Genomic DNA, 22,811 nt, shown 5'->3' with positions numbered 1-22,811 from the left:
GGTCCTCTCAGCGGTGCGCGGCCAGGACGGTGACCAGCAGCGGGACGACGCGGGCGGCGGGCACCTCGTAGTGGCCGCGGCGGGTCGAGGCCAGCCACCCGGCGGCGACGAGCTGACGCAGGTGGTGGTGCAGCTGCCCGGTCGTGCCGACCGAGGGCTGCTCCAGCAGCTGCGCGGTGCCGTGCACCCCGCCCAGCACGTGCTGCAGGATCGCCAGCCGCGCGGGGTGGGCGAGCGCGTCGAGGGTGCCGCTGAGCTCGGACCAGTCGGCGTCGAGCAGGGCCGCACCGGGGCGGGCGTACTGCCAGCGGACCTCACCGGCGCCGGGGACGGTGACGCTGCCCGCCATCAGCACCGCGCCGGGGCTGCGGCCCTCCAGCTCCGTCAGCGCCCAGAGGACGTCGTCCGCGGGCGCCGCCGGGGTGTCCCCGCCGGCCGGACGGAGCGCGTCCTGCAGGTCCGCGACGGCGCGTTCCACGGCGCGCAGCCGGGCGTCGAGGTCGGTCACGCCACCAAAGTACGGAAGTACGTGGAAACGCACAAACGACGGTTCACGCGAGCCCGTACTCGATGGCGTGCCGGACGAGGGCCGCGCGGCCGGGCACCTCGAACTTGCGCAGCAGCCGCTGCACGTGGTTCTCGACCGTGCGCGGGGACAGCACGAGCCGGGCCGCGATCTGCTTGGCGGTGAGCCCCTCGACCACCAGCCGCAGCACCTCGGACTCGCGCGCACTGAGCTCCGGTACCGCGTGTGTGGGGGCCGCGACCGACTCCAGGACGACGTCGGCCAGCCCCGGGGAGAACGCGGGCCGCCCGGCCGCGGCCGCGTCGGCGACGGCGGCCAGCTCCCGGGGGTCGGCACTCGTCGCGACGCCGGTCGCCCCGGCCCGTACCGCGTCGAGGACCCGGGCGTGGTCGGCGACCGCACCGGCGACGGCCAGCACCGCCGCGTCCGGCACACGGGCGAGCACGGCGGCGATCACCGCGGGCGCCACACCCTCGGGGCCGGTCAGGTCGACCAGGACCAGACCCGGCCGGGCGCGGTCGACCGCGGCCGCGGCACCCTCGGCGGGCGCGGGCGGCACGTGGGCCACCACCTCGACCCCCGGCGGCACCACCGGCCGCCCCACCGCCACCGCCGAGACCCGGTCGCCGTCGTCGTGCACGTCCTCAGTTCTCCCCGCCCCGTTCGTCCGGACGGCCCAGCTTGCCATGTGCCGCAGCACAGCAGGCCGTCCGAACGGCGCGGAACGCGCCGGTTCGACGCGAACGGGTCGGGTGGCCGTCAGACCGCGACGACGGGGCGGCGCAGCCGCAGCAGCGCCTTGGCCGCGGCCGCCGCGGAGGCGACGAGCGCCGCGAGGACGACCCCGGCGAGCACCGACATCAGCGGGTCACCGCGCGTGATCGGCCCGACCAGGACGCCGATGCCGGTCATCCAGGTGCTCCACACCAGCGCACTCACGACGGTCGCGGGCAGGAACGCGCGCAGCGGCAGCCGGACCCGGCCTGCCGCGGACACGCTCGCCAGCCGTCCGCCGGGCAGCAGCCGGGTCGCGACCAGCGCGGCGACCGGTCGGCGGTGCAGGTGGCGGCGGACCCAGGCGCCGATCCCGTCACCGCGACGGGCGCCTCGGACGACCGAGTGGGAGCTGCGTCCGGCGCCGTAGAGCACCGCGTCGCCGAGCAGGGACCCGACCACCGCGGCGCCGAACAGGGCCGCGATCCGCCACCGGTCACCGTCCGCCAGCGCGGCGGCCGTGGCGCTGAACAGCACCGGCTCGCTCGGCAGGAACGGGAACGGCCCGTCGCACATCACGGCGACGGCGAGCAGGGGCACCAGCCAGGGGCTCTGGAGCAGGTACCCGATCAGGGCGCTCGGGTCGGTCACGGGCTCTCCGGAAATCGAGCGGCGGGGCGGAGCCGAGTGTGCCCGGTCCCGTGACCTGTTCGTGATGGGGGTGGCCCCCGTTACGTGTGCGGGGCCGTTCACCGCAGCCGCGGCACCGCCCCCGGGCGCTCAGTCCGCCAGGCCCTGCTCGATGGCGTAGCGGACGAGCTGGCTGCGGTTGTGCAGCTGGAGCTTGCGCAGGGTGTTCTGCACGTGGCTCTCGACGGTCCGGTGCGAGACGACGAGCCTCGCCGCGATCTGCTTGGCCGTCATGCCCTTCGCGACCAGGCGCAGCACCTCGGTCTCGCGCTCGGTGAGCGCCGGGACGGCGGGCGCGCCGTCGGCGGGGCGCGGGGCGTCGGCGAGCCGCCGGTACTCCCCCAGCACCAGCCCGGCCAGCCCCGGGGTGAACACGGCGACACCGTCGGCGGTGCGCCGGATCGCCTCCAGCAGCTCGTCGACCCCGGCGGACTTCACCAGGTAGCCGAGCGCACCGGCCTTGACCGCCTCCAGGACGTCGGCGTGCTCGCCGGAGGCCGACAGCACCAGCACGCGGCTGTCCGGGCTCTGCTGCCCGATCGCGGCGATCGCGTCCACGCCGGAGGTCGCGCCCAGGTTGAGGTCCATGAGGATCACGTCCGGCCGCACGGCCGTCGCGATCCGGACGGCCGCGGGCGCGTCCGGGGCCGTCGCGACGACGTCGAGGCCGCGCTCGGCGAGGTCGCGGGCCACGCCCTCGCGCCAGATCGGGTGGTCGTCGACGACCATCACCCGGATGCTCATGTGTCCTCCCTGGGGACCCGGATGACCCATTCGGTCCCGATGTCCGGTCCGGTGTCCAGCGTCAGTGTCCCGCCGACGTCGCCGACGCGGCCACGGATGGAGCGGGACACCCCCAACCGGCCCTGCGCCTCGGCCTCGGCGAGGCGGCCCTCGGGGATGCCGGGGCCGTCGTCGCGGACGCTGACCTCGACCGCCCCGGGCAGCTCCTCGACCAGCACCCACGCGCGCGCGGCCGGGCCGGCGTGCAGCGCGACGTTCGCGAGCGCGGCCCGCACCGCGCCCTCCACCTCGTCGACGACCGGCCCGCCCAGCTCGACCGGGTGTCCCGGGGCCGAGACGGTGACCCGGTCCGAGGCGAGGATCCGTAGCGCGGCGGCGAGGTCGCGGAGCCCAGACGCGTCGGTGGTCCCCGGCCCGGACAGCAGCGCACGCAGCGCGGTCTCCTGCTCCCCGGCGAGCACGCCGAGCTCGGTCGCCCCGCCGCCCAGCTCCGCGCCGCGGCGCTGGACGTGCGCCAGCACCTGCAGGACGCCGTCGTGCACGGCGCGGGTGAGCCGCTCGCGCTCGGCGGTGGCGGCCTGTTCGGCGACGAGGCGGCGCAGCCGCGCGGCGGTGCGGTCGAGCACGTGCGCGGCGAACCCGACGGTCAGCCCGGCCAGCAGGAGCAGCTGCATGTCGCCCAGCTCCAGCACCCCGAACCGCTGCTTGGACAGCACCAGCGCCGCCGAGATCACGGCGGCGGCCAGCACACCGCCGGTGATCCGGAACGCGACCGCGCAGGCCAGCACCGCACCGGAGGTCCAGATCGACCCCATCCCGGGGCCGCCCTCGTCGAGGTGGGCGACCCGGACGACCAGCGGTGTCGTCGCCATGATCGCGACGCAGACGCCGAGGTCGGCCAGCGCGAGCCGGCCGCGCCGGTCCGGCGCACCGGGCAGCCCGCCCAGGTAGCCCCAGGACGTGACGGCCGTCCACACCGCCATGACGACGAGCACGCCGACCGCGGCGAGCGGGCGCTCGTAGCCGGTGCGCAGGTGGTAGATCGTCACACCGACGACGGTGAGCAGCGTCAGCAGGCGGTAGGCGATGACGCCGCGCCAGAACGGCTCCAGCGGGTGCTCCACGTCGTCCGTGCTGACCGACAGCGCGCCGCGCCGGGGCCGATCGCTCATCTCGGCTTGGTGCCGGTGATCAGGGCGTTGTAGAACCAGCTGCGCGGCACGACCCGGTTCAGGACGTGCTCGTCGAGCCAGGACAGCCGCTGCCAGCCGTGGTAGGCGAACATCGCCCAGTTCCAGCCGAGCTTGCCGGGCGGGACGGCGGCCTCGAAGGTCCGCACCGGCCAGCCCAGCACGGCCGCGGCGAACTCCTCGGTGTGCGCCCGCACGCCCTCGGCGCCCGCGCGCCGGGCGGTGGCCTCCAGGTCGGCCGGGTCGAAGGTGTGGATGTCGACGACCGACTCGAGCGCGGCGGCGCGGGAGGACTCGTCGAGCTCGTGCTGCGGGCGGCGCCAGCCCCGCAGCGGGCCGAGCTTCGTCAGGGTGGTGGTGGCCTTCCAGGTCCACTGCCCGAGCCTGCGGGCGTAGGCGTCGCCGACGGTGGTGGGCTCGCCCGCGAACACGAACCGCCCGCCCGGCTCCAGCACCCGCAGGACCTCGCGGAGCGCGGCCTCGACGTCGGGGATGTGGTGCAGCACCGCGTGCCCGACCACGAGGTCGAAGCTGTCGTCGGGGAACGGGATGCGCTCGCCGTCGACGACGGCGCCCTCCACCTCCAGCCCGAGGTGCTCGGCGTTGCGGGTGGCGGCGGCGACCATGCCCGGGGACAGGTCTGTGACGACGCCGCGGTCGGCGACGCCGGCCTGCATCAGGTTGAGCAGGAAGAACCCGGTGCCGCTGCCCAGCTCCAGGGCACGCAGGTAGGGGCGGCCGTCCCACGGGGCCGCGGCGCGGAAGCGGCCCGCGGCGTAGTCGATGCAGCGCTCGTCGTAGCTGATCGACCACTTCTCGTCGTAGGTGCCCGCCTCCCAGTCGTGGTAGAGCACGTTGGCGAGCTTCGGGTCGTGCCAGGCCGCCTCGACCTGCTCGGCGGTGGCGTGCGGGGTGGGCGCCGGGTCCGAACTCATGAGCAGGAGTTTCGCAGAACACGGCCGCCGACCTGCTCCCCGCCCGGGCGCGTCGCTCGTCCGGGCGGGGGCGGTGCGGCTCAGCGGCGGCTCAGCGGCCGGTGAAGGTGGCCTTGCCGGGGCCGTTCTCGACGAAGCTGGCCGTGCCGGCCTTCGCGTCGTCGGTGGCGAACACGCCCGCGAACAGCGCGGACTCGATGTCCAGGCCGGTGCGCAGGTCGGTGTCGAGGCCGTTGTCGATGGCCGCCTTCGCCGCGGCGTAGGCCAGGGCGGGGCCCGCGGTGAACTGCGTCGCCCAGGCGACGGCCCGGGTGTAGACCTCGTCGGCCGGGACGACCTCGTCGACGAGCCCGATCGCCAGGGCCTCGTCGGCCTTGACCAGCCGGCCGGTGTAGATCAGGTCCTTGGTGCGCGCCGGCCCGATCAGCCGCGCGGCGCGCTGGGTGCCGCCGCCGCCGGGGAAGATGCCGAGCAGGATCTCGGGGAAGCCGAGCTTGACGTTGTCGCCCGCGATGCGGCGGTCGGCGCCGAGCACGACCTCCAGGCCGCCGCCGAGGGCGAAGCCGGTCACCGCGGCGACGGTCGGCTTCGGGATCGTCGAGATCGCGCCCAGCCCGGCGGACAGCTTGCGGGCCACCAGCGTCATGTCCGCGTAGGACATCGACGCCATCTCCTTGACGTCCGCCCCCGCGGCGAAGGTCTTCTCCCCGCCGTAGACGACGACGGCACGCACGTCGGCGCGGGTGGCTGCCTCGTCGGCCACCTCCAGCAGCTCACCCTGGATCTGGCGGTTCAGGGCGTTCATCGGCGGGCGGTCGATCCGGATCGTCCCGACGCCCTCGTCCACGGACAGGCTCACGAATTCGGTCACGTGCCGGACCCTAGTCGGCGAGGGCACCCCGGACGGGTGTGATCCGCCCCCCGACTGCCGCCCGGTGTGGCGACCCGGCACGGCGGCCGGCGACCCGCGCGACGGTCGCCACGGGCGGAGACAGGTCGCCGCGGCGGACGCCGCCGGGTGGGACGGGGCGGCGGGTGGGAGTCAGTCGCGCCGGTGGGCGGTGAACCGGCCGTTGGCGCGGCGCTCCACGGTCAGCGGCAGCCCGAACGTCTCGCTGAGCGGCCCGGAGGTCATGACCTCGTCGAGCAGCCCGGCGGCGACCACCCGGCCCTCGCGCAGCAGCAGGCCGTGGCTGTAGTTCGGGGGGATCTCCTCGACGTGGTGGGTGACCAGCACCGACGCCGGGGCGTACGGGTCGTCGGCGAGGTCGGCGAGCCGGGTGACGAGGTCCTCGCGGCCGCCGAGGTCCAGCCCGGCGGCGGGCTCGTCGAGCAGCAGCAGCTCCGGGTCGGTCATCAGCGCGCGGGCGATCAGGGTCCGCTTGCGCTCCCCCTCGGACAGCGTCCCGTACGCGCGCCCGGCGAACCCCGCCATCCCGAGCTGGCCCAGCAGCTGCTCGGCGCGGCCGGTGTCGTCGCGCTCGTACTCCTCGCGCCAGCGTCCGAGGACCGCGTAGCCCGCGGAGACGACGACGTCGGAGACGATCTCGTCGCCCGGGATCCGGACGCCCAGGTTGGCCGAGGTGAGACCGATCCGGGTGCGGAGCTCGAAGACGTTGACCCGGCCCAGGCGCTCACCGAGCACGTAGACGGTGCCGGCGGTCGGGTGCAGTTCGGCGCCCGCGAGGCGGAGCATGGTCGTCTTGCCGGCGCCGTTCGGACCGAGGACGACCCAGCGCTCGTCGAGCTCGACCCGCCAGTCGACGGCGTCGAGCAGGGTGGTGTCGCCGCGGCGGACGGTGGCGCCGTCCATCCCGACGACCACGTCCTCGTCGTCGATCGGGGTGGAAACGGGTGTGACACCGGGCGCGGACGGGGTTCGGGGCGAAGTCACCCCCCTATCCTGGCCGATCGTGCCTGTCTTCCCCCTCGGTGCCCACCCCGACGACCACGGGACCCGCTTCGCGGTCGCCACCACCAGCGCCGAGACCGTCGAGGTGTGCCTGGTCGACGGCACCGCCGACGGTACGGGCGGTGGTCTCACCGAGCGGCGGTTCGAGCTGCGCGAGCACACCTTCGGCGTCTGGCACGGGCACGTGCCCGGGGTGCGGCCGGGCCAGCGCTACGGCTACCGCGTGCACGGTGGGTACCGGCCGTTCGAGGGGCTGCGAGCGAACCCGCACAAGATCCTCGTCGACCCCTACGCCGCGCGGATCACCGGCACCGTCACCGACGTCGTCGCCGCCCGCGGGTGGGACGGCGACCCAATGTCGGGTCAGCCCAGCACCGTCGACTCGCTCGGGTCGGTGCCGCTGTCGGTCGTCACCGCCACCGACGCCGCACCCCGCCCGCCCCGCCCGGACGTGCCGTGGTCGGAGACGGTGATCTCGGAGATCCACGTGCGCGGCTGGACGACGCTCCACCCCGAGGTGCCCGAGGCGCACCGCGGCACCTACCTCGGGCTGGCCCACCCGGCGGTCATCGCGCAACTGCAGCGCACCGGGGTGACGGCCGTCGAGCTGCTCCCGGTGCAGGCCAACGCGCCGGAGCCGCCGCTGCTGGAGCGGGGCGCGTCGAACTACTGGGGCTACGCCACGCTCGGCTTCCTCGCCCCGCACGCCGGCTACGCCTCGGACCCCGGCAACGAGGTCGCCGAGTTCCGCTACCTCGTCGACACCCTGCACGCGGCCGGGATCGAGGTCATCCTCGACATCGTCCCCAACCACACCTGCGAGGGCGGGGTCGGCGGCACCACCCTGTCCTACCGCGGCCTCGACGCGCCGGCGTACTACTCGCTCGGCGGGTCCGGGCACGACGCCGACATCACCGGCACCGGCAACACCCTCGACGCCGGCTCCCCCACGGTGATCCGGCTGGTCTGCGACGCCATGCGGCACTGGGTGCACGCCTACGGCGTCGACGGGTTCCGGATCGACCTCGCCTCGGTGCTCGGCCGCCCGCGGTCGGGCCCGTTCTCGCCGGACTCCGCGCTGCTCACCGCGATCGCGCAGGACCCCACGCTGTCGACCTGCAAACTGATCGCCGAGCCGTGGGACGCGACCGGCGAGGGCTACCGGGTCGGCGGCTTCGGCGTCGCCTGGTCGGAGTGGAACGGCCGCTACCGCGACGCGGTGCGCGACTTCTGGCGCGGCCACGGCGGCGTCGCCGAGTTGGCGTCGCGGCTGACCGGCAGCTCCGACATCTACCAGCTCTCCGGGCGTCGCCCGTGGGCCTCGGTCAACTTCGTCACCGCCCACGACGGCTTCACCCTGCGCGACCTCGTGTCCTACGAGCGCAAGCACAACGAGGGCAACGGCGAGAACAACCGCGACGGCACCGACGACAACCGCTCGCAGAACCACGGCGCCGAGGGCCCGACCGACGACGCCGGCATCCGCGCCGCCCGGCAGGCCACGGCCCGGGCGATGATGGCGACGCTGCTGCTGTCGATCGGCACCCCCATGATCACCGGCGGCGACGAGCGCTGGCGCACCCAGGGCGGCAACAACAACGCCTACTGCCGCGACGACGAGACCTCCTGGGTGGACTGGACCCGCACCGACGAGACCGCGGCGATGGAGGCGTTCACCGCCAAGGTCGCCGCGCTGCGCCGCGAGTCCCCGGTGCTGCACCGCGACCAGTTCTACGTCGACGGCGAGGTCCTCTGGTGGGACCCGTCCGGGCGGCCGATGGAGCCCGGCGACTGGCACGACGGCGGCCGCCGCACCCTCGCGCTGCTGCTGGCCGACTACTGGCTGCTGGTCCTGCACGCCGGCGACGAGCCCGCCGACTGCGTGCTGCCCAGCGACCACGGTTTCGACCCGGTCCTGGACTCGACCGCGCCCGACGGCACCCCCGCCGACACCACCCCGCTCGACGCCGGGGCGACGGTCGTCCTGCCGCCCCGTTCGGTACGCCTGCTGCGCAGCCGCTGACCGGCGGTCCGGGGTGGCCGCGAGGCTGGGACGGGCCGGGCGTGCGGCGTAGGCTCCGCGCATGCCGCGCTACGAGTTCCGCTGCCGCGAGTGCAGCACGACGTTCGAGGTCGAACGGCCGATGGCCGCGTCGTCGGACCCGGCGGACTGCCCGCACGGGCACGCGGACACCGTCAAGCTGCTCTCGACGATCGCGCTCGGCGGCCGGTCCGGTGCCGCGCCGCGGCCCGCGATGGCCCCGGCCGGTGGCGGCGGGGGCTGCTGCGGCGGCGGGTGCTGCGGTAGCTGAACGCGACATCGCTGCTAGGCCGAACGGGCGTATTCCGCTCCATCGTGTGACGTAGGGCGATACTGCTCCGATACCCCGGGTGCCTCTGTCCCCGTGGAACGGGAGTCCACGTGCCCCGATCGCTCCCCCGTCTTCTCCGTGCCGCCATCGCCGTCGCCGCCGTGGCCACCACCGCCCTGCTCACGACGGCGGCGACCCCCGCCCCGCCGTCGCCCCCGGCCGAGGCGCTCACGGCGCCCGGCCCGGTGCAGTCCCTGCAGGTCTCCCCCGTACCCGGCGGCGGCGCCCGCGGCCTCGGCCTGCAGGTGTCCTGGTCCCCGCCCGTCGGGAACGAGGGCGCCCTGCGCACCCACTACGACGTCGAGGTCCGCGACCACGCGGGCGCCGTCCTCCACTCCGCCTCGACCGAGACCACCACCAGCGCCCCGGTGTACGGCGACTACTGCCTCGCGCCGTTCACGGTGTCGGTGCGCGCGGTGACCCGCGACGTCGACGAGAGCCGGTCCGAGCCGGGGCCCGCCGTCCTCACCACGTTCGGCGAGCAGGCCCCGTGCGCCCTCACGATGTCGATCACCGCGGCCCGCGCCGCCGACGGCACCGTGCACGTGCGCGCCGACCGCGAGGCCCCGGTCGACCCGTACGTCTCCGGGCCCTGCACGCTCGCGACGGCCGGCCGGGTGCTCTGGTCGGGCACCTGCGGCGGCGACGCCACCACCCAGGACATCGTGGTCGGCGCGCTGCCCCCGGGACCGCGGGAGCTCGCGCTGACCACCGTCGCCCCGCGGGGTGAGCGCACCACGAGCCGGACCACGCTGCGCTAGCTAGCCCGCCAGGACGATCCGCCCCAGCTCGACCGACGACGCCAGGTGCGGGTGGTGCGGCAGCACCCGCACCGTGTACCCGGTCAGCCCCGCGTGCGGCAGCGGCACGGCGACCTCCCAGGACCCGTCGCCGCGGTGCTCCATCGCGACGGTCACCGGGTCCGCCAGCTCGTCGGAGGTGTCGACCCGCCCGACGACGGCCTCGACCGTCACGTCCGACGGGTCCAGCCCGGCCAGGTCCACCCCCGCCCGGACCGTCATCGGCGACCCGACGACCGGGGTGTCGGGCAGCCCGGACGCGTCGACGCCGGTGATCCGGACGTGGTTCCACGCCTTGTTCAGCCGGGCCCGGAACTGCGCGATGTCGCGGGCGACGGCGTAGTCCGAGGCGGCCGCGTCGGCGGCGGCGCGCGCGGCCGGGGTGTACCAGTCCTGCACGTACTCCCGCACCATCCGGGTGGCCTGCACCTTGGGGCGCAGCGTGGTCAGCGTGTGGCGCACCATCTCCACCCAGCGGTGCGGGACGCCGTCGACGCGGTCGTAGAACGCCGGGCCGACCTGGGTGGCGATCAGCTCGTAGAGCGCGTTGGCCTCGAGGTCGTCGCGCCGGGTCGGGTCCTCGACGCCGTCGGCGGTGGGGATGGCCCAGCCGTTGGCGCCGTCGTAGAACTCGTCCCACCAGCCGTCGCGGATGGACAGGTTCAGCCCGCCGTTGAGCGCGGACTTCATGCCGGAGGTGCCGCAGGCCTCCAGCGGGCGCAGCGGGTTGTTCAGCCAGACGTCGCAGCCCCAGTAGAGGTAGCGGGCCATCGACATGTCGTAGTCGGGCAGGAAGACGATGCGGTGGCGCACGCCGGCGTCGTCGGCGAAGCGCACGATCTGCTGGATGAGCGCCTTGCCGCCGTCGTCGGCGGGGTGCGACTTCCCCGCGACGACGAGCTGCACCGGCCGGTGCGGATCGAGCAGCAGGCTGCGGAGCCGGTCGGCGTCGCGCAGCATCAGCGTGAGCCGCTTGTAGGTCGGGACCCGGCGGGCGAAGCCGACGGTGAGCACGTCGCGGTCGAAGACGTGGTCGGTCCAGCCCAGCTCCGGCTCGGACGCGCCGCGCTCCAGCCAGGCGGCGCGCACCCGGCGGCGGACCTCGTCGACCAGCCGGGACCGCAGCGTGTTGCGCAGGCCCCACACGTCGGCGTCGGACACCTCGGCGGTGCTGCTCCCGGGCTCGCCGAGCAGCTCGGTGACCTGGTGGGCCTCCCAGGTGGGGCCGTGCACGCCGTTGGTGACCGAGCCGATCGGCACCTCCTCGCGGTCGAAGCCGGCCCACAGCCCGCCGAACATCTCCCGCGACACCGTCCCGTGCAGCCGGGAGACGCCGTTGGCGCGCTGGGCGAGGCGCAGACCCATGTGCGCCATGTTGAACGTCGCCGGATCCTCCTCGGCGCCGAGCGCGAGGAGCCGGTCGGTCGGCAGGCCCGGCAGCAACCGGTCGGTGAGGTAGTGCCGCACGAGGTCCAGGCCGAACCGGTCGATCCCGGCGGGCACCGGGGTGTGGGTGGTGAACACCGTGCCCGCGCGGACCGCGGCGAGCGCCTCGTCGAAGTCCAGCCCGCCGGACGACGCGGACGCCGTCGCCGGTCCCGCGCCGTTGGACGACACCGCCGAGCCGGTGCACAGCTCGCGGATCCGCTCGCAGCCGAGGAACCCGGCGTGGCCCTCGTTGGTGTGGAAGACCTCCGGCGTCGGGTGCCCGGTGAGCCGGCAGAACGCGCGGACCCCGCGGACCCCGCCGACACCGATCAGGATCTCCTGCTGGATGCGGTGGTTCTGGTCGCCGCCGTAGAGCCGGTCGGTGACCCCGCGCAGGTCTGCCCCGCCGTCGGAGCCGGCGTTCTCCTCGATGTCGGTGTCGAGCAGCAGCAGCGGGACCCGCCCGACCGCGGCCTGCCAGATCCGCGCGTGCAGCGTGCGGTCCCCCGGCATCGCGACCTCGACGAGCTCCGGCGCGCCGGAGGCGTCGGTGAGCAGCTGCAGCGGCAACCCCTGTGGGTCGATCGCCGGATAGTGCTCGAGCTGCCAGCCGTCGAGCGACAGGGACTGACGGAAGTACCCCGACCGGTACAGCAGCCCCACCGCGACGAGCGGAACACCCAGGTCCGAGGCGGCCTTCAGGTGGTCGCCGGCGAGCACGCCGAGACCGCCGGAGTAGTTGGGCAGCACCTCCGAGACGCCGAACTCCATCGAGAAGTAGGCGACGGCCGACGGCCTGCCGGCGCCGTCGGCCTCGTCGTACCAGCGCGGCTCGGACAGGTAGGTCTCCAGCTCCGCGGCCCGCTCGGCGACCTCGGCGGCGACCGCGTCGTCCGCGGCGAGCTCGGCGAGCCGCCCGGTGGGGATCTCGCCGAGCAGGCGGACCGGGTCCTGCCCGCTCGCGTCCCAGGCGGCGGGGTCGAGGGAGGCGAACAGGTCCCGGGTCGGCGCGTGCCAGGTCCACCGCAGGTTCGTCGCCAGTGTCTGCAGCGGCGCGAGCGGAGCGGGGAGCTGGGCACGGACGGTGAAACGACGGAGGGCTCTCACGGCCGCGAGGGTAGCCGGGAACCCCGACACGCACGCGGTGTCCCGCCCGGCCGGGACCGGGTCCCACCGGTAGGGTCGCACTGCCGCGGGACCGGTGGGTCCGTGCACGTCGAATCGGTTCCGTCCACATCCGTTCCGATCCGTTCACGCCGATGGTCCCGCGGGTGTGGCGACAGGTGACGTGGCGGCGTCAGACTGACCGTCTCGACTCTGGTGGGACTTCTACCGACGGTGACAATTTCCTGGGGGTGCAGCCGATGACCGGTCGGCTCGGAATCGACGACGTGACCCCGTTCGTGGAGAGCGGAGACCCGGCCAAGGCCGTGGTCGGCGAGGTCGTCCCGATCCGGGCGACCGTGTGGCGGGAGGGACACGACGCCGTCGCGGCGAACGTCGTGTTCACCCCGCTGTCGGCCGACGGGACGCCGGGCGACGCGCAGTACGTGCGGATGCAGCCCGACGGGGTGGGCACCGACCGCTTCGTGGCCTGGGTCCGCCCCGACGCCGAGGGTCGCTGGACCTTCCGCGTCGACGCGTGGAGCGACCCGTGGGCGACCTGGCGCTCGGGCGTGGAGAAGAAGATCGCCGCGGGCCAGACGGCCGAGGAGCTGGCGAACGACCTGGAGGTCGGCGCCCGGCTGCTCGCCAGGGTGGGGCGCCGTCCGGCCGAGAAGGACAGCCGCGACCTGCTGCTCGGCGCCGCGAACACGCTGCGGGACACCGCGCTGCCGCTGCGCGCGCGGGTCGCCCCCGCCCTGTTCGACGCCGTCGTCGCGATCATGGTCGAGCGTCCCGTCCGGGAGCTCATCACCCGCGGCCCGGAGCGGACGATCTTCGTCGACCGGCCCCGCGCGCTGTACGGGTCCTGGTACGAGTTCTTCCCGCGCTCCACCGGCGGGCGCGACGAGACCGGCCGCCCGGTGCACGGCACGTTCGCGACGTCGTCGAAGGAGCTCGACCGCGTCGCGCGGATGGGCTTCGACGTCGTCTACCTGCCGCCGATCCACCCGGTCGGCACGGTGCACCGCAAGGGCCGCAACAACTCCACCCACGCCGAGCCGGGCGACGTCGGCTCCCCGTGGGCGATCGGCTCGGCCGCGGGCGGGCACGACGCGATCGACCCCGAGCTGGGCGACTTCGACGACTTCGACGCGTTCGTCGCGCGGGCGAACGAGCTGGGCATGGAGGTCGCACTCGACCTGGCGCTGCAGTGCGCCCCGGACCACCCGTGGGTCACCGAGCACCCGGAGTGGTTCACCGTCCGCCCGGACGGCACCATCGCCTACGCGGAGAACCCGCCGAAGCGCTACCAGGACATCTACCCGCTGAACTTCGACCGCGACCCGGCGGGCATCTACGCCGAGTGCCTGCGCGTGGTGCTGAAGTGGGTCGAGCACGGGGTGACGATCTTCCGCGTCGACAACCCGCACACCAAGCCGCCGAACTTCTGGCACTGGCTGATCTGGGAGGTCAAGCGGACCCACCCGGAGGTGCTGTTCCTGGCCGAGGCGTTCACCCGCCCGGCCCGGCTGTTCGGGCTCGCGCGGCTGGGCTTCACCCAGTCCTACACGTACTTCACGTGGCGGACGGAGAAGGAGGAGCTCGCCGACTTCGCGACGATGCACGCCGAGCACGCCGACGAGTGCCGTCCGAACCTGTTCACCAACACCCCGGACATCCTGCACGAGTCGCTGCAGACCGGCGGCCCGGCGATGTTCGCGATCCGGGCGACCCTGGCCGCGACGATGGCGCCGACCTGGGGCGTCTACTCCGGCTTCGAGCTCTACGAGGGCACCCCGGTCAAGCCGGGCAGCGAGGAGTACCTCGACTCGGAGAAGTACGAGCTGCGGCCGCGGGACTTCGAGTCGGCGCTGAACCAGGGCCGTTCGCTGGAGCCGTACCTGACCCGGCTCAACGAGATCCGCCGCGCGCACCCGGCGCTGCAGCAGCTGCGCGAGATCCACTTCCACGAGGTGGACAACGAGCACATCATCGCCTTCTCCAAGGTGGACCCGTCCACCGGCGACCAGGTGCTCGTGGTGTGCACGCTGGACTCGCACGCGCCGCAGCAGGGCACCCTGAAGCTGGACATGCCGGCGCTGGGGCTGCGCTACACCGACGTCGTCGAGGTGCACGACGAGGTGTCGGGCGAGTCCTACCGCTGGGGCGAGTACAACTTCGTGCGGCTGGTTCCGACCGACCACGTCGCGCACGTGATCGCGCTGCCGGCGCAGCCCCCGCTGCTCTGAGCCCCACCCCTCGTCGCACGAACGGGCCCCTCGTACGAGGGGCCCGTTCATGCGGTAGGGCTCAGGCGGCTCCCGCGTCCTCGGCCGGGGGCTCCAGGACCACGGCGGTCGCCCGGAACGGGGCCATCCCGATCCGGAACCCGTTGAGGTCGTCGACGGTGCCGACGGTCTCGCCGGAGAACAGGTCGGTGACCGTCGCTCCCGGCGCCAGGTGCTCGGACCGCACGAATGCGTCCACCTGCTCGTCGGCGAAGTTCAGGACGGTCACGCTGGTCCGGTCGTCGTCGAGCAGGTGCACCATCACCAGCAGGCCGCGGTGCGACACGTCCGGCACGTCGACCTGGCGGGCCGTCGCCACCCCGGAGCGCTTGCGCACGGCCAGGATCGCCTGCATCTGGCGGACGAAGCTGGTCTCCTCGGTCAGCTGGTCGGGCAGCGACCCGTAGAGGCTGCGCCCGCGGGGCATCCCCGACGAGGAGCGCTCGGCGTCCGGCCGGTGCCCCATCAGGTCGTGCGCCGGCCGCGAGATCCACCGGGTGTCCCCGGAGTTCAGCAGGTCCGAGACCGAGTCCGGCGGCAGCGTCAGCATGCCCAGCAGGTCCCAGCCCGACAGCGCGAACACCCCGGGCTGGAAGGCGTTGAACATGACCAGCAGCAGGTGCACCCGCCGGATGCGCTCGACGTCGTCGGGGCCGATGTCGTCGAGCGCGGAGATGCCGAGCGAGGCGGCGATGACGGTCGCGGTGGTGCAGGCGATCCCGTTCGTCGTGAAGATCAGGTTGTACGGCGCGTCCGGTCCGGTGAGGACGTCGCACAGGTCGCGGCGGATCGTGTCGGCCAGATCCCCGCCGCGCATGTCCTCGCCGCGGAAGTGGAAGAGCTCGTCGGTGTGGCCCGCGGTCCAGTGCACGAGCTCGTAGGTCAGCTCGTCGTGGTTCTGCAGCGCGTGCACCAGCGACGCCGGGTCGACGCCCAGATCCAGCGCGGTGCGCAGGGTCAGCCGCAGGAACTCGGTGTCCGAGGTCGCGAGCGCGTGGTGGTAGGCGGGGCGGTTGATGAAGTCGTACGACAGGTCCGCTCCCGCCTCGGAGGTGACCTTGATGTCGTCGACGGTCAGGTTCAGCTCCTGGAAGGTGAACCCGCCGACCTTGCGCACCATGCTCGCGATGAGGTGGTTCGCGGCCTCCGACAACGGGTGCCCCTCGGACCAGCCGGGGTTCCCGGAGCCCGCCTTCTCCACGCCGAGGAAGCCGTTCGCGTCCAGGCGCAGCGCACCCGAGCCGAGGTCGGCCAGCGAGTGCAGGGCGTCGCCGATGACCATCCGCATGCCCGCGAAGGTCGGGTCCAGCCAGTTGACCGACGGCTGGCCGTCCTTGAAGTAGTGCAGGTACACCCAGCGCCGCACGACGCCGTCGACGCCGGTGACCTCGCCGGTCGCCGACCAGTTGGTCTCCTTCACGCCCTCGCGGTAGAAGATGACCCGCTGCAGCCGGCCGACGATGTAGCCGGCCTTCTCCAGCGCCTCCTCGGTCGCGGCGTCGAGGTTGGCCGAGTCCTTCCCCGGCGGCACGTCCGGCAACATCCCCCAGTCGGACTGCTCGATCTCGACCATGTGGTAGATGCCCGGGTAGTCGCCGTAGGCGAGCTCGGCGAGCCGGAAGTCCGGGCCCTTGCCGGTGTGGCCGGGGACGATGTCGTCGATGATCGTGCCGCCGTGCCAGGTGGCGGTCGCGCACATCGCGCGGAACTCGTCCTCGGTGCCGAAGGCCGGGTCGAGCTCGTTGGAGATGCGGTCGAAGTGGCCGTCGACGCTCGGGGTGGGCTGCCAGCCCGAGAGTCCGCCCGCCTTCTTCACCGGCCCGGTGTGGACACCCTCGATGCCGATCGTCTCGAACGCCTGCCACAGCGCCTCGTTGCCCAGGGCCGCCAGGAACGACTCGCCGGAGGCGGTGATCAGCGAGATCGGGTAGGCGGTGAACCACACCGACGCCGTCTCGACCGCGTGCCGCGGGCCGGGGCTGGCGTAGGGGTTCTGCCACATCGAGCCCTGCCCGGAGAACTGGCGGGCCAGCTCGTCGGCGTGGCCGAGCATCGACTGGGACAGCAGCCACGACACGTAGACCGGGTTCTCCCCCGACGCCGGGCCGTCCTGCGACACCGACCGGCGCCGCACCGTGGACCGCACCCGGGCGCGGTGACGCAGCGTGCGCGGACGCGCCTCGTGGTAGTACTCGGCGAAGTTCACGTCCGGTGGCTCCGGGACGTGCTCGGCCTCGGCGGGCACCGGTTCGACGGCGGCGAGCGGATCGGCCGGTGCGATCCGGGCCTGGGTCTCCGGGATCGTCGGGGGGATGTCGGCCTTCGGCTCTCGCTCGGTCACGCCGCCGGTCCTCCGGTCGCTGTGGGGGGCAGGTCAGGGCAGGTTCTGGGCATGTCCGGCCCACGGTGCGCCCTGCGACGGCGATCCGCACGCGGGCGCGTGCGCACCGTCGCGGGGTACCCGCGGGCACCACGTCCAGTATGGGTTTCCCGGCACGGGGATGCCGGACAGAAGCGTGATCACCGCCCGTGACCGACGGGTGGTCGATCCGACACGGACAGTACCGCCCACCCGACCTCCTGACCCGGCCGGGTCGGCCTGTCCCGGTTAGGGTTTTCGCCTGCGGGCCCGGGTGGCACCGACCGGTACTCCGACGTGGTGCGGGCGGTGGCCGCGACCGGTCCGCGGTGGTGTTCACAGGCCGGGCGGACGCCCGGCAGGAGGGGGACGACACGTGCGGCCGACCGGAGCTTCCGAGGACCTGACGGCGCTCCCGGACCTGTTGCGCGACTGGCTGCCCGGGCGTCGCTGGTTCGCGGAGAAGGGGCGCCCGCTGACCGGTGTCGCCGTCGCGTCGCGGCACCCGCTGCCCGCCGCCGAGGGCGTCACCGTGCTCGAGGTGCTGGTCCTCGCGGTGTCCTTCGCCGACGGTCCGGACCGGCACTACCAGCTGCTCCTGGCCCGCGCCCCGCACGCCCCGGCCGGGGCCGCCCCGATCGGCGACCACGACGGGCAGGTCCTCTACGACGGCCTGCACGACCCGGCCGTCACCGCGCTGCTCCTGCGGCTGATCGCCGAGGGCGCGACCGTCGGTGACCTGTCGTTCGTGCCCGAGCCGGGCGCGGTCCTGCCGCTGACCGAGACCGGCCGCGTCGTCGACGCCGAGCAGTCCAACACCTCGGTCCGCTGGGGCGAGCGCTCCATCCTCAAGGTCTACCGGCGGCTGTCCCCCGGTCTGAACCCCGACCTCGAGCTGCACCGGGCGCTGCGCGCGGCCGGGTCGACGTCGGTCGCGGCGCTGCAGGGCGGCATCGAGGGCGTCCTCGACGGCGAGCCCGCCACCGTAGCGCTGCTGCAGGAGTTCGCGGCCGGCTCGCACGACGGCTGGGAGCGGGCCACCGCGGCGGTGCGCGACCGGACCGACTTCACCGGCGACGCCCGCGCGCTCGGTGAGGCGCTCGCCGACGTGCACGTCGCGCTGCGCGCCGAGCTCGGCACCTCCGAGACCGACCCGCGCGAGCTGGCGGCGCACTGGACCCGGCGGTGCACCGAGGTCGCCGAGCAGGTGCCGGTGCTCGCCCCGCACGTGCCCGCGATCCGCGCCGTCTACGACGAGGTGGCCGCGCTGGGCGCGCCCGTCGTCGTGCAGCGGGTGCACGGCGACCTGCACCTCGGGCAGACCCTGCGCCGCCCGGACGGCCGCTGGCTGGTCATCGACTTCGAGGGCGAGCCTGCCGCCTCCCCCGAGGAGCGGCGCGCGCCGGACTCCGCGGTGCGCGACGTCGTCGGGATGCTGTTCTCCTTCGACTACGCCGCCTTCCACCACCTGCTGACCCGGTCCGACACGCCCGGGGCAGGTCTCGGTTCGGACACCACCGAGGCACGCCTCGCTCACGACTGGTCGGCCGCGAACCGCGACGCGTTCTGCGCCGGCTACGCCGCCCGCGCCGGTGAGGACCCGCGCGCGCACGCCGCGCTGCTGCGCGCCTACGAGCTGGACAAGGCCGTCTACCAGGTGCTCTACGAGACCCGCAGCCGTCCGACCTGGCTGCCGATCCCGCTCACCGCGATCGCGCGCGGCACCGCGTAGCACGTCCGGGCCGTCGGCGACACCCGGTGGTCACCGGACCTTCCCGCCGTCGACGCCGGGGCGACGCCCGACTCCCCGGGCGGCCCGGCGCGGGATCGTGGAATCCTCCCCGACCAGGAGGACACCCACCGTGAGACGACCACCCACCACCCGGCCCGAGGACCTGTCGTGACCCCGGCCGGTCTGCTCGGTGTGGACGGTCTGGACGGCGTCCTGGGCCTCGTCCAGCGCCCCGACGGGCCCACGCTCGGCGTGACGCTGGCCGTGCTCTTCCTCGGTGTGCTGGTGGAGGGGCCGGTGGTCAGCGTCGTCGCGGGCTCGCTCGCGGGCGCCGGGCTGCTCGACTGGTGGGTGGTGTGGTCGGTGGCGTTCGCCGCCGACGTCGTCGCCGACACCGTCTTCTACGTCCTCGGCCGCGGCGGGCGCCGCCCGGCCATCGCTCCGCTGCTGGTCCGGCTGGGTCTGACCGAGCGGCGCCGGGACGCACTGCGCGCGAAGGTGGGGGGCCGTCCGGGCCGGTTGGTGCTGGGCGCGAAACTGGTGGACGTCGGCGCGATCCCCGCGTTCGTGGCCATCGGCCTGGCCGGGGTGTCGTACCGGCGGTTCGTGGCCTGGGTGGTCCCGCTGACGGCGGTGCGTTCGGCACTGCTGGTCGGGATCGGCTGGGTGGTCGGGGGCCGGTTCGCCGCGGAGCTGGCCGACCGGCCGTGGATCATCGTGGCGGTGGGGCTGGGCGTGGGCCTGGTGCTCGTGGCCGGGCGCGCGCTGTGGGTGCGTGCCAGGACCTCGCGGAAGGAGAACGTGTGCGCGTCCTGATCGGGGCCGACACCTGGGCACCGGACGTCAACGGGGCCAGCTACGCCGGACAGCGGCTGGCGGCCGAACTCGCCGCCCGCGGGCACGAGGTGCACGTGGTCGCACCGTCGCGTGGCCTGCGCAGCCTCCCACCGCGCCGGGTCGGGCCGGTGACCGAACACCGGGTCCGCTCCTGCCGCGTCCCGAAGCCGCCGGGCTTCCGGCTCTGCCCGCCGCCCGGGCTGCGGCGGACCTGCCGCACGATCCTGCGCCGGGTCCGGCCCGACGTCGTGCACGTGCAGAGCCACATGGTGCTGGGCCGGATGCTGCTCACCGCGGCCGCCGACCTCGGCGTCCCGTCGATGGCGACCACGCACATGATCCCGGAGAACATCATCCCGGCGATCAGCTTCCTGCACCTGCCGGAGTCCGGGCTCAAGAAGCTGTTCTGGTGGGACGCGGTGCGCGTGCTCAGCCGGGCCGGGCTGGTCACCGCGCCCACCCCGCTGGCCGCGTCGATGGCCGAGCAGGGCGGCGTCCCCGGCCCGGTGCTGCCGGTGTCCAACGGCCTGGACCTGGGCCGATTCCGGCCCGACACCACCGGTCGCGGGCCCGCGTTCCGGGCCCGGCACGGCATCCCCGCCGACGCGCCGCTGGTCGGCTTCGTCGGGCGGCTGGACCGGGAGAAGCACGTCGACGAACTGATCCGCGCCACCGCGCGGCTGCGCGCCGGAGCGGTGCCCGGTGCGCGGCTGGTCGTCGTCGGCGACGGCGAGGAGCGGGCCCGGCTGGGTGCTCTGGTCCGCGCCGAGCACCTGGAGCACGCGGTCACCTTCACCGGCCGGCTCACCGACGACGAGATCCCCGACGTCTACCCCGCCCTGGACGTGTTCGTGAACGCCGGCACCGCCGAGCTGCAGAGCCTGGTCACGCTGGAGGCGATGGCGACCGGGAAACCGGTCGTCGCCGTCGACGCGGGTGCGCTGCCGCACCTGGCCCGCCCCGGGGTCAACGGCTGGCGCTACCCGCACGGTGACGTCGCCGCCCTCGCCGACCGGCTGTCCCGGGTGCTCGGCGACCCCGACGGCGCGGCCGCGCTGGGGGCGGCGAGCCTGCAGATCGCCTCCGAGCACTCGCTGGCGACCACGGTGGACACCTTCGAGGAGCTGTACCGGACCAGGGCCCGCCCGGTCGTGCCGGTGCGCGCGTTCCGCTCGGCGCGCCGCGGCCGCCGGCACGCGGACACCCGGCGGTGACCGCGACGCTGACGCCCGCCCGGGAGCACGTCGTCGACGGCGCGCCCACCGTCGTGCACACCCTCGGGGACACGGACGGGGCGCCGGTGCTGGCGCTGCACGGGCTGCGCGGCAGCCACCACGGGCTCGCGCCGCTGGCGTCGCGGCTGACCGGGTTTCGCGTCGTCGTGCCGGACCTGCCCGGGTTCGGGGCGTCGCCGCCGTTCACCGACCGCACCCACGACGTCGACGGCTACGCCCGCTGGGCCTCGGCGCTGCTCGCCGACCTCGGCCCGGACACGGTGCTGCTGGGGCACTCGTTCGGGTCGATCGTGGCCGCGGCCGTGTGCGCCGCCGCCGCGACCACCCCGCGGGCGCTGGTCCTGGTCAACCCGATCGCCGAGCCCGCCTCGGGCGCCGGCGGCGTCACCGGCCTCGGGACGGCGGCCACCGCGCTGCTGCACTCCGGCGCCGCCCGGCTCGGCCTCGACGGCGTGCTGCGCCACCGGCTGCTCGCCGACGCCGCGACCGTCTCCATGACCACCACCCGCGACCCGCTGCTGCGTCACTGGATCTCCGACGAGCACCGCGCCCACTTCGGCACCTTCGCCACGACGGCGTCGCTGATGGAGTGCTTCCGCGCCGCCGGTTCCGGCTCGGTCCGGCCCTGGGCGCCCCGGATCACGGTGCCGACACTGCTGCTGGCCGGGGCCCGCGACCGGGTCGCCCCACCGGCCGGGCAGCACGCCCTCGCCGCCGCCTTCGCCGACGCCCGGCTGGTCCTGCTGCCGCGCACCGGCCACCTCGTGCACTACGAGGCCCCGGCGTGGGCGGCCCGCGAGATCCGGGGTTTCGTGGCGCGGTGAGGGTGCTCGTCGACTGCCGCTACATCCGTCCCGGGCGCCCGGACGGCATCGGCCGCTACACCACCGGGCTGGTCCGCGCGCTGGACCGGATCGCCCCGGTGGAGCTGCTGGTGTCCGACCCGCGCCAGCGCGACGGGCTGCCCGACCGGCCCGCGCACACCCTGCCGGCGCCGACCGGGGCCGGTGAACCGCTGGTCGCGCGGCGGGTGAACCGGATCGTCGCCGGGTCACCCGATGCGGTCGTCTTCAGCCCGATGCAGACGATGGGCACGCTCGGGCGCCGCTACGCGGTCGTGCTCACCGTGCACGACCTCATCTACTACCGGCACCCGGCGCCGCCGCCGTGGCTGCCCGCGCCGGTGCGGGCGGTGTGGCGGGCCTACCACCTGTCGTGGTGGCCGCAGCGGCTGCTGCTGGCCGGCGCCGACGCCGTCGCGTGCGTGTCCGCCGCGACCGCGGGCCTGGTCGCGGCGCACCGGCTGTCCCGCCGGGAGGTCGCCGTCGTCCCCGACGCGACCGACTTCCACCTGCCGCCCGGCACGCCGACGCGGTCCCGCCCGCCGGGGAACCGGATCGTCTACGCCGGGTCGTTCATGCCCTACAAGGACGTCGCGACCCTGGCCCGGGCCGCGGCCCGGCTGCCCGGCCACGAGCTCCACCTGGTCTCCCCCGTCCCGCCGGGGGTGCGCGCGGAGCTGGAGCGGCTCGCCGCGCCGGCCCGGCCGGTGTTCCACGACGGCGTCGACGACGACGGCTACCGCGCCCTGCTCGACGGCGCCACCGCGCTCGTCTCCGCCTCCCGCGACGAGGGGTTCGGGCTCCCGGTGCTGGAGGCCATGGCGCGGGGCTGCCCGGTCGTCGTCACCGACATCCCGGCGTTCCGCGAGGTCGCGGGTGACGCCGGGGTGTTCGTCGCGCCGGGTGACGACGCCGGGTTCGCCGACGCCGTGCGCGGGCTGGACACGACCTGGACCCGGCGCTCCGACGCGGTGCGCGCCCGCGCCGCCGTGCAGACCTGGGACGGCGCCGCCGTCGCGCTGCAGGCGGTCCTGGAACGGGCGCTGGAGCGCCACCGGAGCCGGCGCGGGCGGGCCTGACCCGGTCCGGCTCAGGCTCGA

19 protein-coding genes are annotated in these 22,811 nt (G+C 74.7%); 9 read left to right on the top strand and 10 right to left on the bottom strand.

Annotated features, from left to right (window positions below; translation table 11 throughout):
- Nucleotides 1–7: 7 nt before the first annotated feature.
- The 8 genes from WHI96_RS20975 to WHI96_RS20940 form a co-directional block, all read right to left on the bottom strand.
- Nucleotides 8–508, bottom strand: a complete 501-nt coding sequence (locus WHI96_RS20975; protein ID WP_345641676.1) for an ArsR/SmtB family transcription factor — start codon at nt 506–508, stop codon at nt 8–10.
- Nucleotides 509–551: 43 nt separating this feature from the next.
- A complete protein-coding gene (locus WHI96_RS20970) occupies nt 552–1,214 on the bottom strand; it encodes a helix-turn-helix transcriptional regulator (protein WP_345641678.1) in 663 nt (220 codons plus the stop codon).
- A 71-nt stretch (nt 1,215–1,285) separates the two neighbouring features.
- On the bottom strand, nt 1,286–1,891 hold the full coding sequence (locus WHI96_RS20965; RefSeq protein ID WP_345641681.1) for a DedA family protein: 606 nt from the start codon (nt 1,889–1,891) through the stop codon (nt 1,286–1,288).
- Nucleotides 1,892–2,020: 129 nt separating this feature from the next.
- Nucleotides 2,021–2,674 carry a response regulator gene (locus tag WHI96_RS20960; RefSeq protein ID WP_345641684.1) on the bottom strand — a complete coding sequence of 218 codons (654 nt, stop codon included), beginning with the start codon at nt 2,672–2,674 and terminating at the stop codon, nt 2,021–2,023.
- Entirely contained in the window at nt 2,671–3,846 is a 1,176-nt protein-coding gene (gene macS, locus WHI96_RS20955; RefSeq protein WP_345641687.1) for a MacS family sensor histidine kinase, read from the bottom strand. Before macS ends, WHI96_RS20960 begins: the two co-directional genes overlap by 4 nt.
- A complete protein-coding gene (locus WHI96_RS20950; RefSeq protein WP_345641689.1) occupies nt 3,843–4,799 on the bottom strand; it encodes a class I SAM-dependent methyltransferase in 957 nt (318 codons plus the stop codon). The genes macS and WHI96_RS20950 overlap by 4 nt, the downstream gene beginning before the upstream one ends.
- Nucleotides 4,800–4,890: 91 nt before the next feature.
- Complete coding sequence (locus WHI96_RS20945) at nt 4,891–5,670, bottom strand: enoyl-CoA hydratase/isomerase family protein (RefSeq protein ID WP_345641691.1); 780 nt, start codon at nt 5,668–5,670, stop codon at nt 4,891–4,893.
- 171 nt (nt 5,671–5,841) lie between these two features.
- Nucleotides 5,842–6,612 (bottom strand): ABC transporter ATP-binding protein, encoded by a 771-nt coding sequence (locus WHI96_RS20940; RefSeq protein WP_345641963.1) that lies wholly within the window; start codon nt 6,610–6,612, stop codon nt 5,842–5,844.
- 100 nt (nt 6,613–6,712) lie between these two features.
- Here WHI96_RS20940 and glgX point away from each other — a divergent pair, with 100 nt between their 5' ends.
- The 3 genes from glgX to WHI96_RS20925 all read left to right on the top strand — a co-directional run bounded on the left by glgX (nt 6,713) and on the right by WHI96_RS20925 (nt 9,844).
- Nucleotides 6,713–8,734 carry a glycogen debranching protein GlgX gene (glgX, locus tag WHI96_RS20935; RefSeq protein ID WP_345641693.1) on the top strand — a complete coding sequence of 674 codons (2,022 nt, stop codon included), beginning with the start codon at nt 6,713–6,715 and terminating at the stop codon, nt 8,732–8,734.
- A gap of 61 nt (nt 8,735–8,795) precedes the next feature.
- On the top strand, nt 8,796–9,023 hold the full coding sequence (locus tag WHI96_RS20930) for an FmdB family zinc ribbon protein (RefSeq protein WP_345641696.1): 228 nt from the start codon (nt 8,796–8,798) through the stop codon (nt 9,021–9,023).
- Nucleotides 9,024–9,184: 161 nt separating this feature from the next.
- The gene (locus tag WHI96_RS20925; protein ID WP_345641699.1) at nt 9,185–9,844 is read left to right on the top strand and encodes a fibronectin type III domain-containing protein; all 660 of its coding nucleotides are present in this window, start codon (nt 9,185–9,187) and stop codon (nt 9,842–9,844) included.
- On the opposite strand, the gene glgP is transcribed toward WHI96_RS20925, so the two are convergent.
- Nucleotides 9,845–12,418, bottom strand: a complete 2,574-nt coding sequence (gene glgP / locus WHI96_RS20920) for an alpha-glucan family phosphorylase (RefSeq protein ID WP_345641701.1) — start codon at nt 12,416–12,418, stop codon at nt 9,845–9,847.
- 257 nt (nt 12,419–12,675) lie between these two features.
- On the opposite strand from glgP, the gene WHI96_RS20915 reads away from it, so the two are divergent.
- The gene (locus WHI96_RS20915; RefSeq protein WP_345641704.1) at nt 12,676–14,667 is read left to right on the top strand and encodes an alpha-1,4-glucan--maltose-1-phosphate maltosyltransferase; all 1,992 of its coding nucleotides are present in this window, start codon (nt 12,676–12,678) and stop codon (nt 14,665–14,667) included.
- A 61-nt stretch (nt 14,668–14,728) separates the two neighbouring features.
- Here the strand turns inward: WHI96_RS20915 and treS are convergent, their stop codons facing one another.
- Complete coding sequence (gene treS / locus WHI96_RS20910) at nt 14,729–17,047, bottom strand: maltose alpha-D-glucosyltransferase (RefSeq protein WP_345641707.1); 2,319 nt, start codon at nt 17,045–17,047, stop codon at nt 14,729–14,731.
- A gap of 394 nt (nt 17,048–17,441) precedes the next feature.
- On the opposite strand from treS, the gene WHI96_RS20905 reads away from it, so the two are divergent.
- The 5 genes from WHI96_RS20905 to WHI96_RS20885 all read left to right on the top strand — a co-directional run bounded on the left by WHI96_RS20905 (nt 17,442) and on the right by WHI96_RS20885 (nt 22,790).
- Nucleotides 17,442–18,797 (top strand): maltokinase N-terminal cap-like domain-containing protein, encoded by a 1,356-nt coding sequence (locus WHI96_RS20905; protein WP_345641709.1) that lies wholly within the window; start codon nt 17,442–17,444, stop codon nt 18,795–18,797.
- A gap of 168 nt (nt 18,798–18,965) precedes the next feature.
- Nucleotides 18,966–19,613: a DedA family protein gene (locus WHI96_RS20900; RefSeq protein WP_345641711.1), complete on the top strand. Its 648-nt coding sequence runs from the start codon at nt 18,966–18,968 to the stop codon at nt 19,611–19,613.
- On the top strand, nt 19,601–20,848 hold the full coding sequence (locus WHI96_RS20895) for a glycosyltransferase (RefSeq protein ID WP_345641713.1): 1,248 nt from the start codon (nt 19,601–19,603) through the stop codon (nt 20,846–20,848). The genes WHI96_RS20900 and WHI96_RS20895 overlap by 13 nt, the downstream gene beginning before the upstream one ends.
- Entirely contained in the window at nt 20,845–21,693 is an 849-nt protein-coding gene (locus WHI96_RS20890; RefSeq protein WP_345641716.1) for an alpha/beta fold hydrolase, read from the top strand. The genes WHI96_RS20895 and WHI96_RS20890 overlap by 4 nt, the downstream gene beginning before the upstream one ends.
- On the top strand, nt 21,690–22,790 hold the full coding sequence (locus tag WHI96_RS20885; RefSeq protein ID WP_345641719.1) for a glycosyltransferase family 4 protein: 1,101 nt from the start codon (nt 21,690–21,692) through the stop codon (nt 22,788–22,790). The genes WHI96_RS20890 and WHI96_RS20885 overlap by 4 nt, the downstream gene beginning before the upstream one ends.
- Nucleotides 22,791–22,811 lie beyond the last annotated feature (21 nt).

The sequence above is a fragment of the Pseudonocardia tropica genome, from assembly GCF_040105315.1.
Taxonomy (GTDB): domain Bacteria; phylum Actinomycetota; class Actinomycetes; order Mycobacteriales; family Pseudonocardiaceae; genus Pseudonocardia; species Pseudonocardia alni.
The sequence above is the reverse complement of the archived record's forward strand: the minus strand, read 5'-3'. Positions and strand labels throughout refer to the sequence as shown.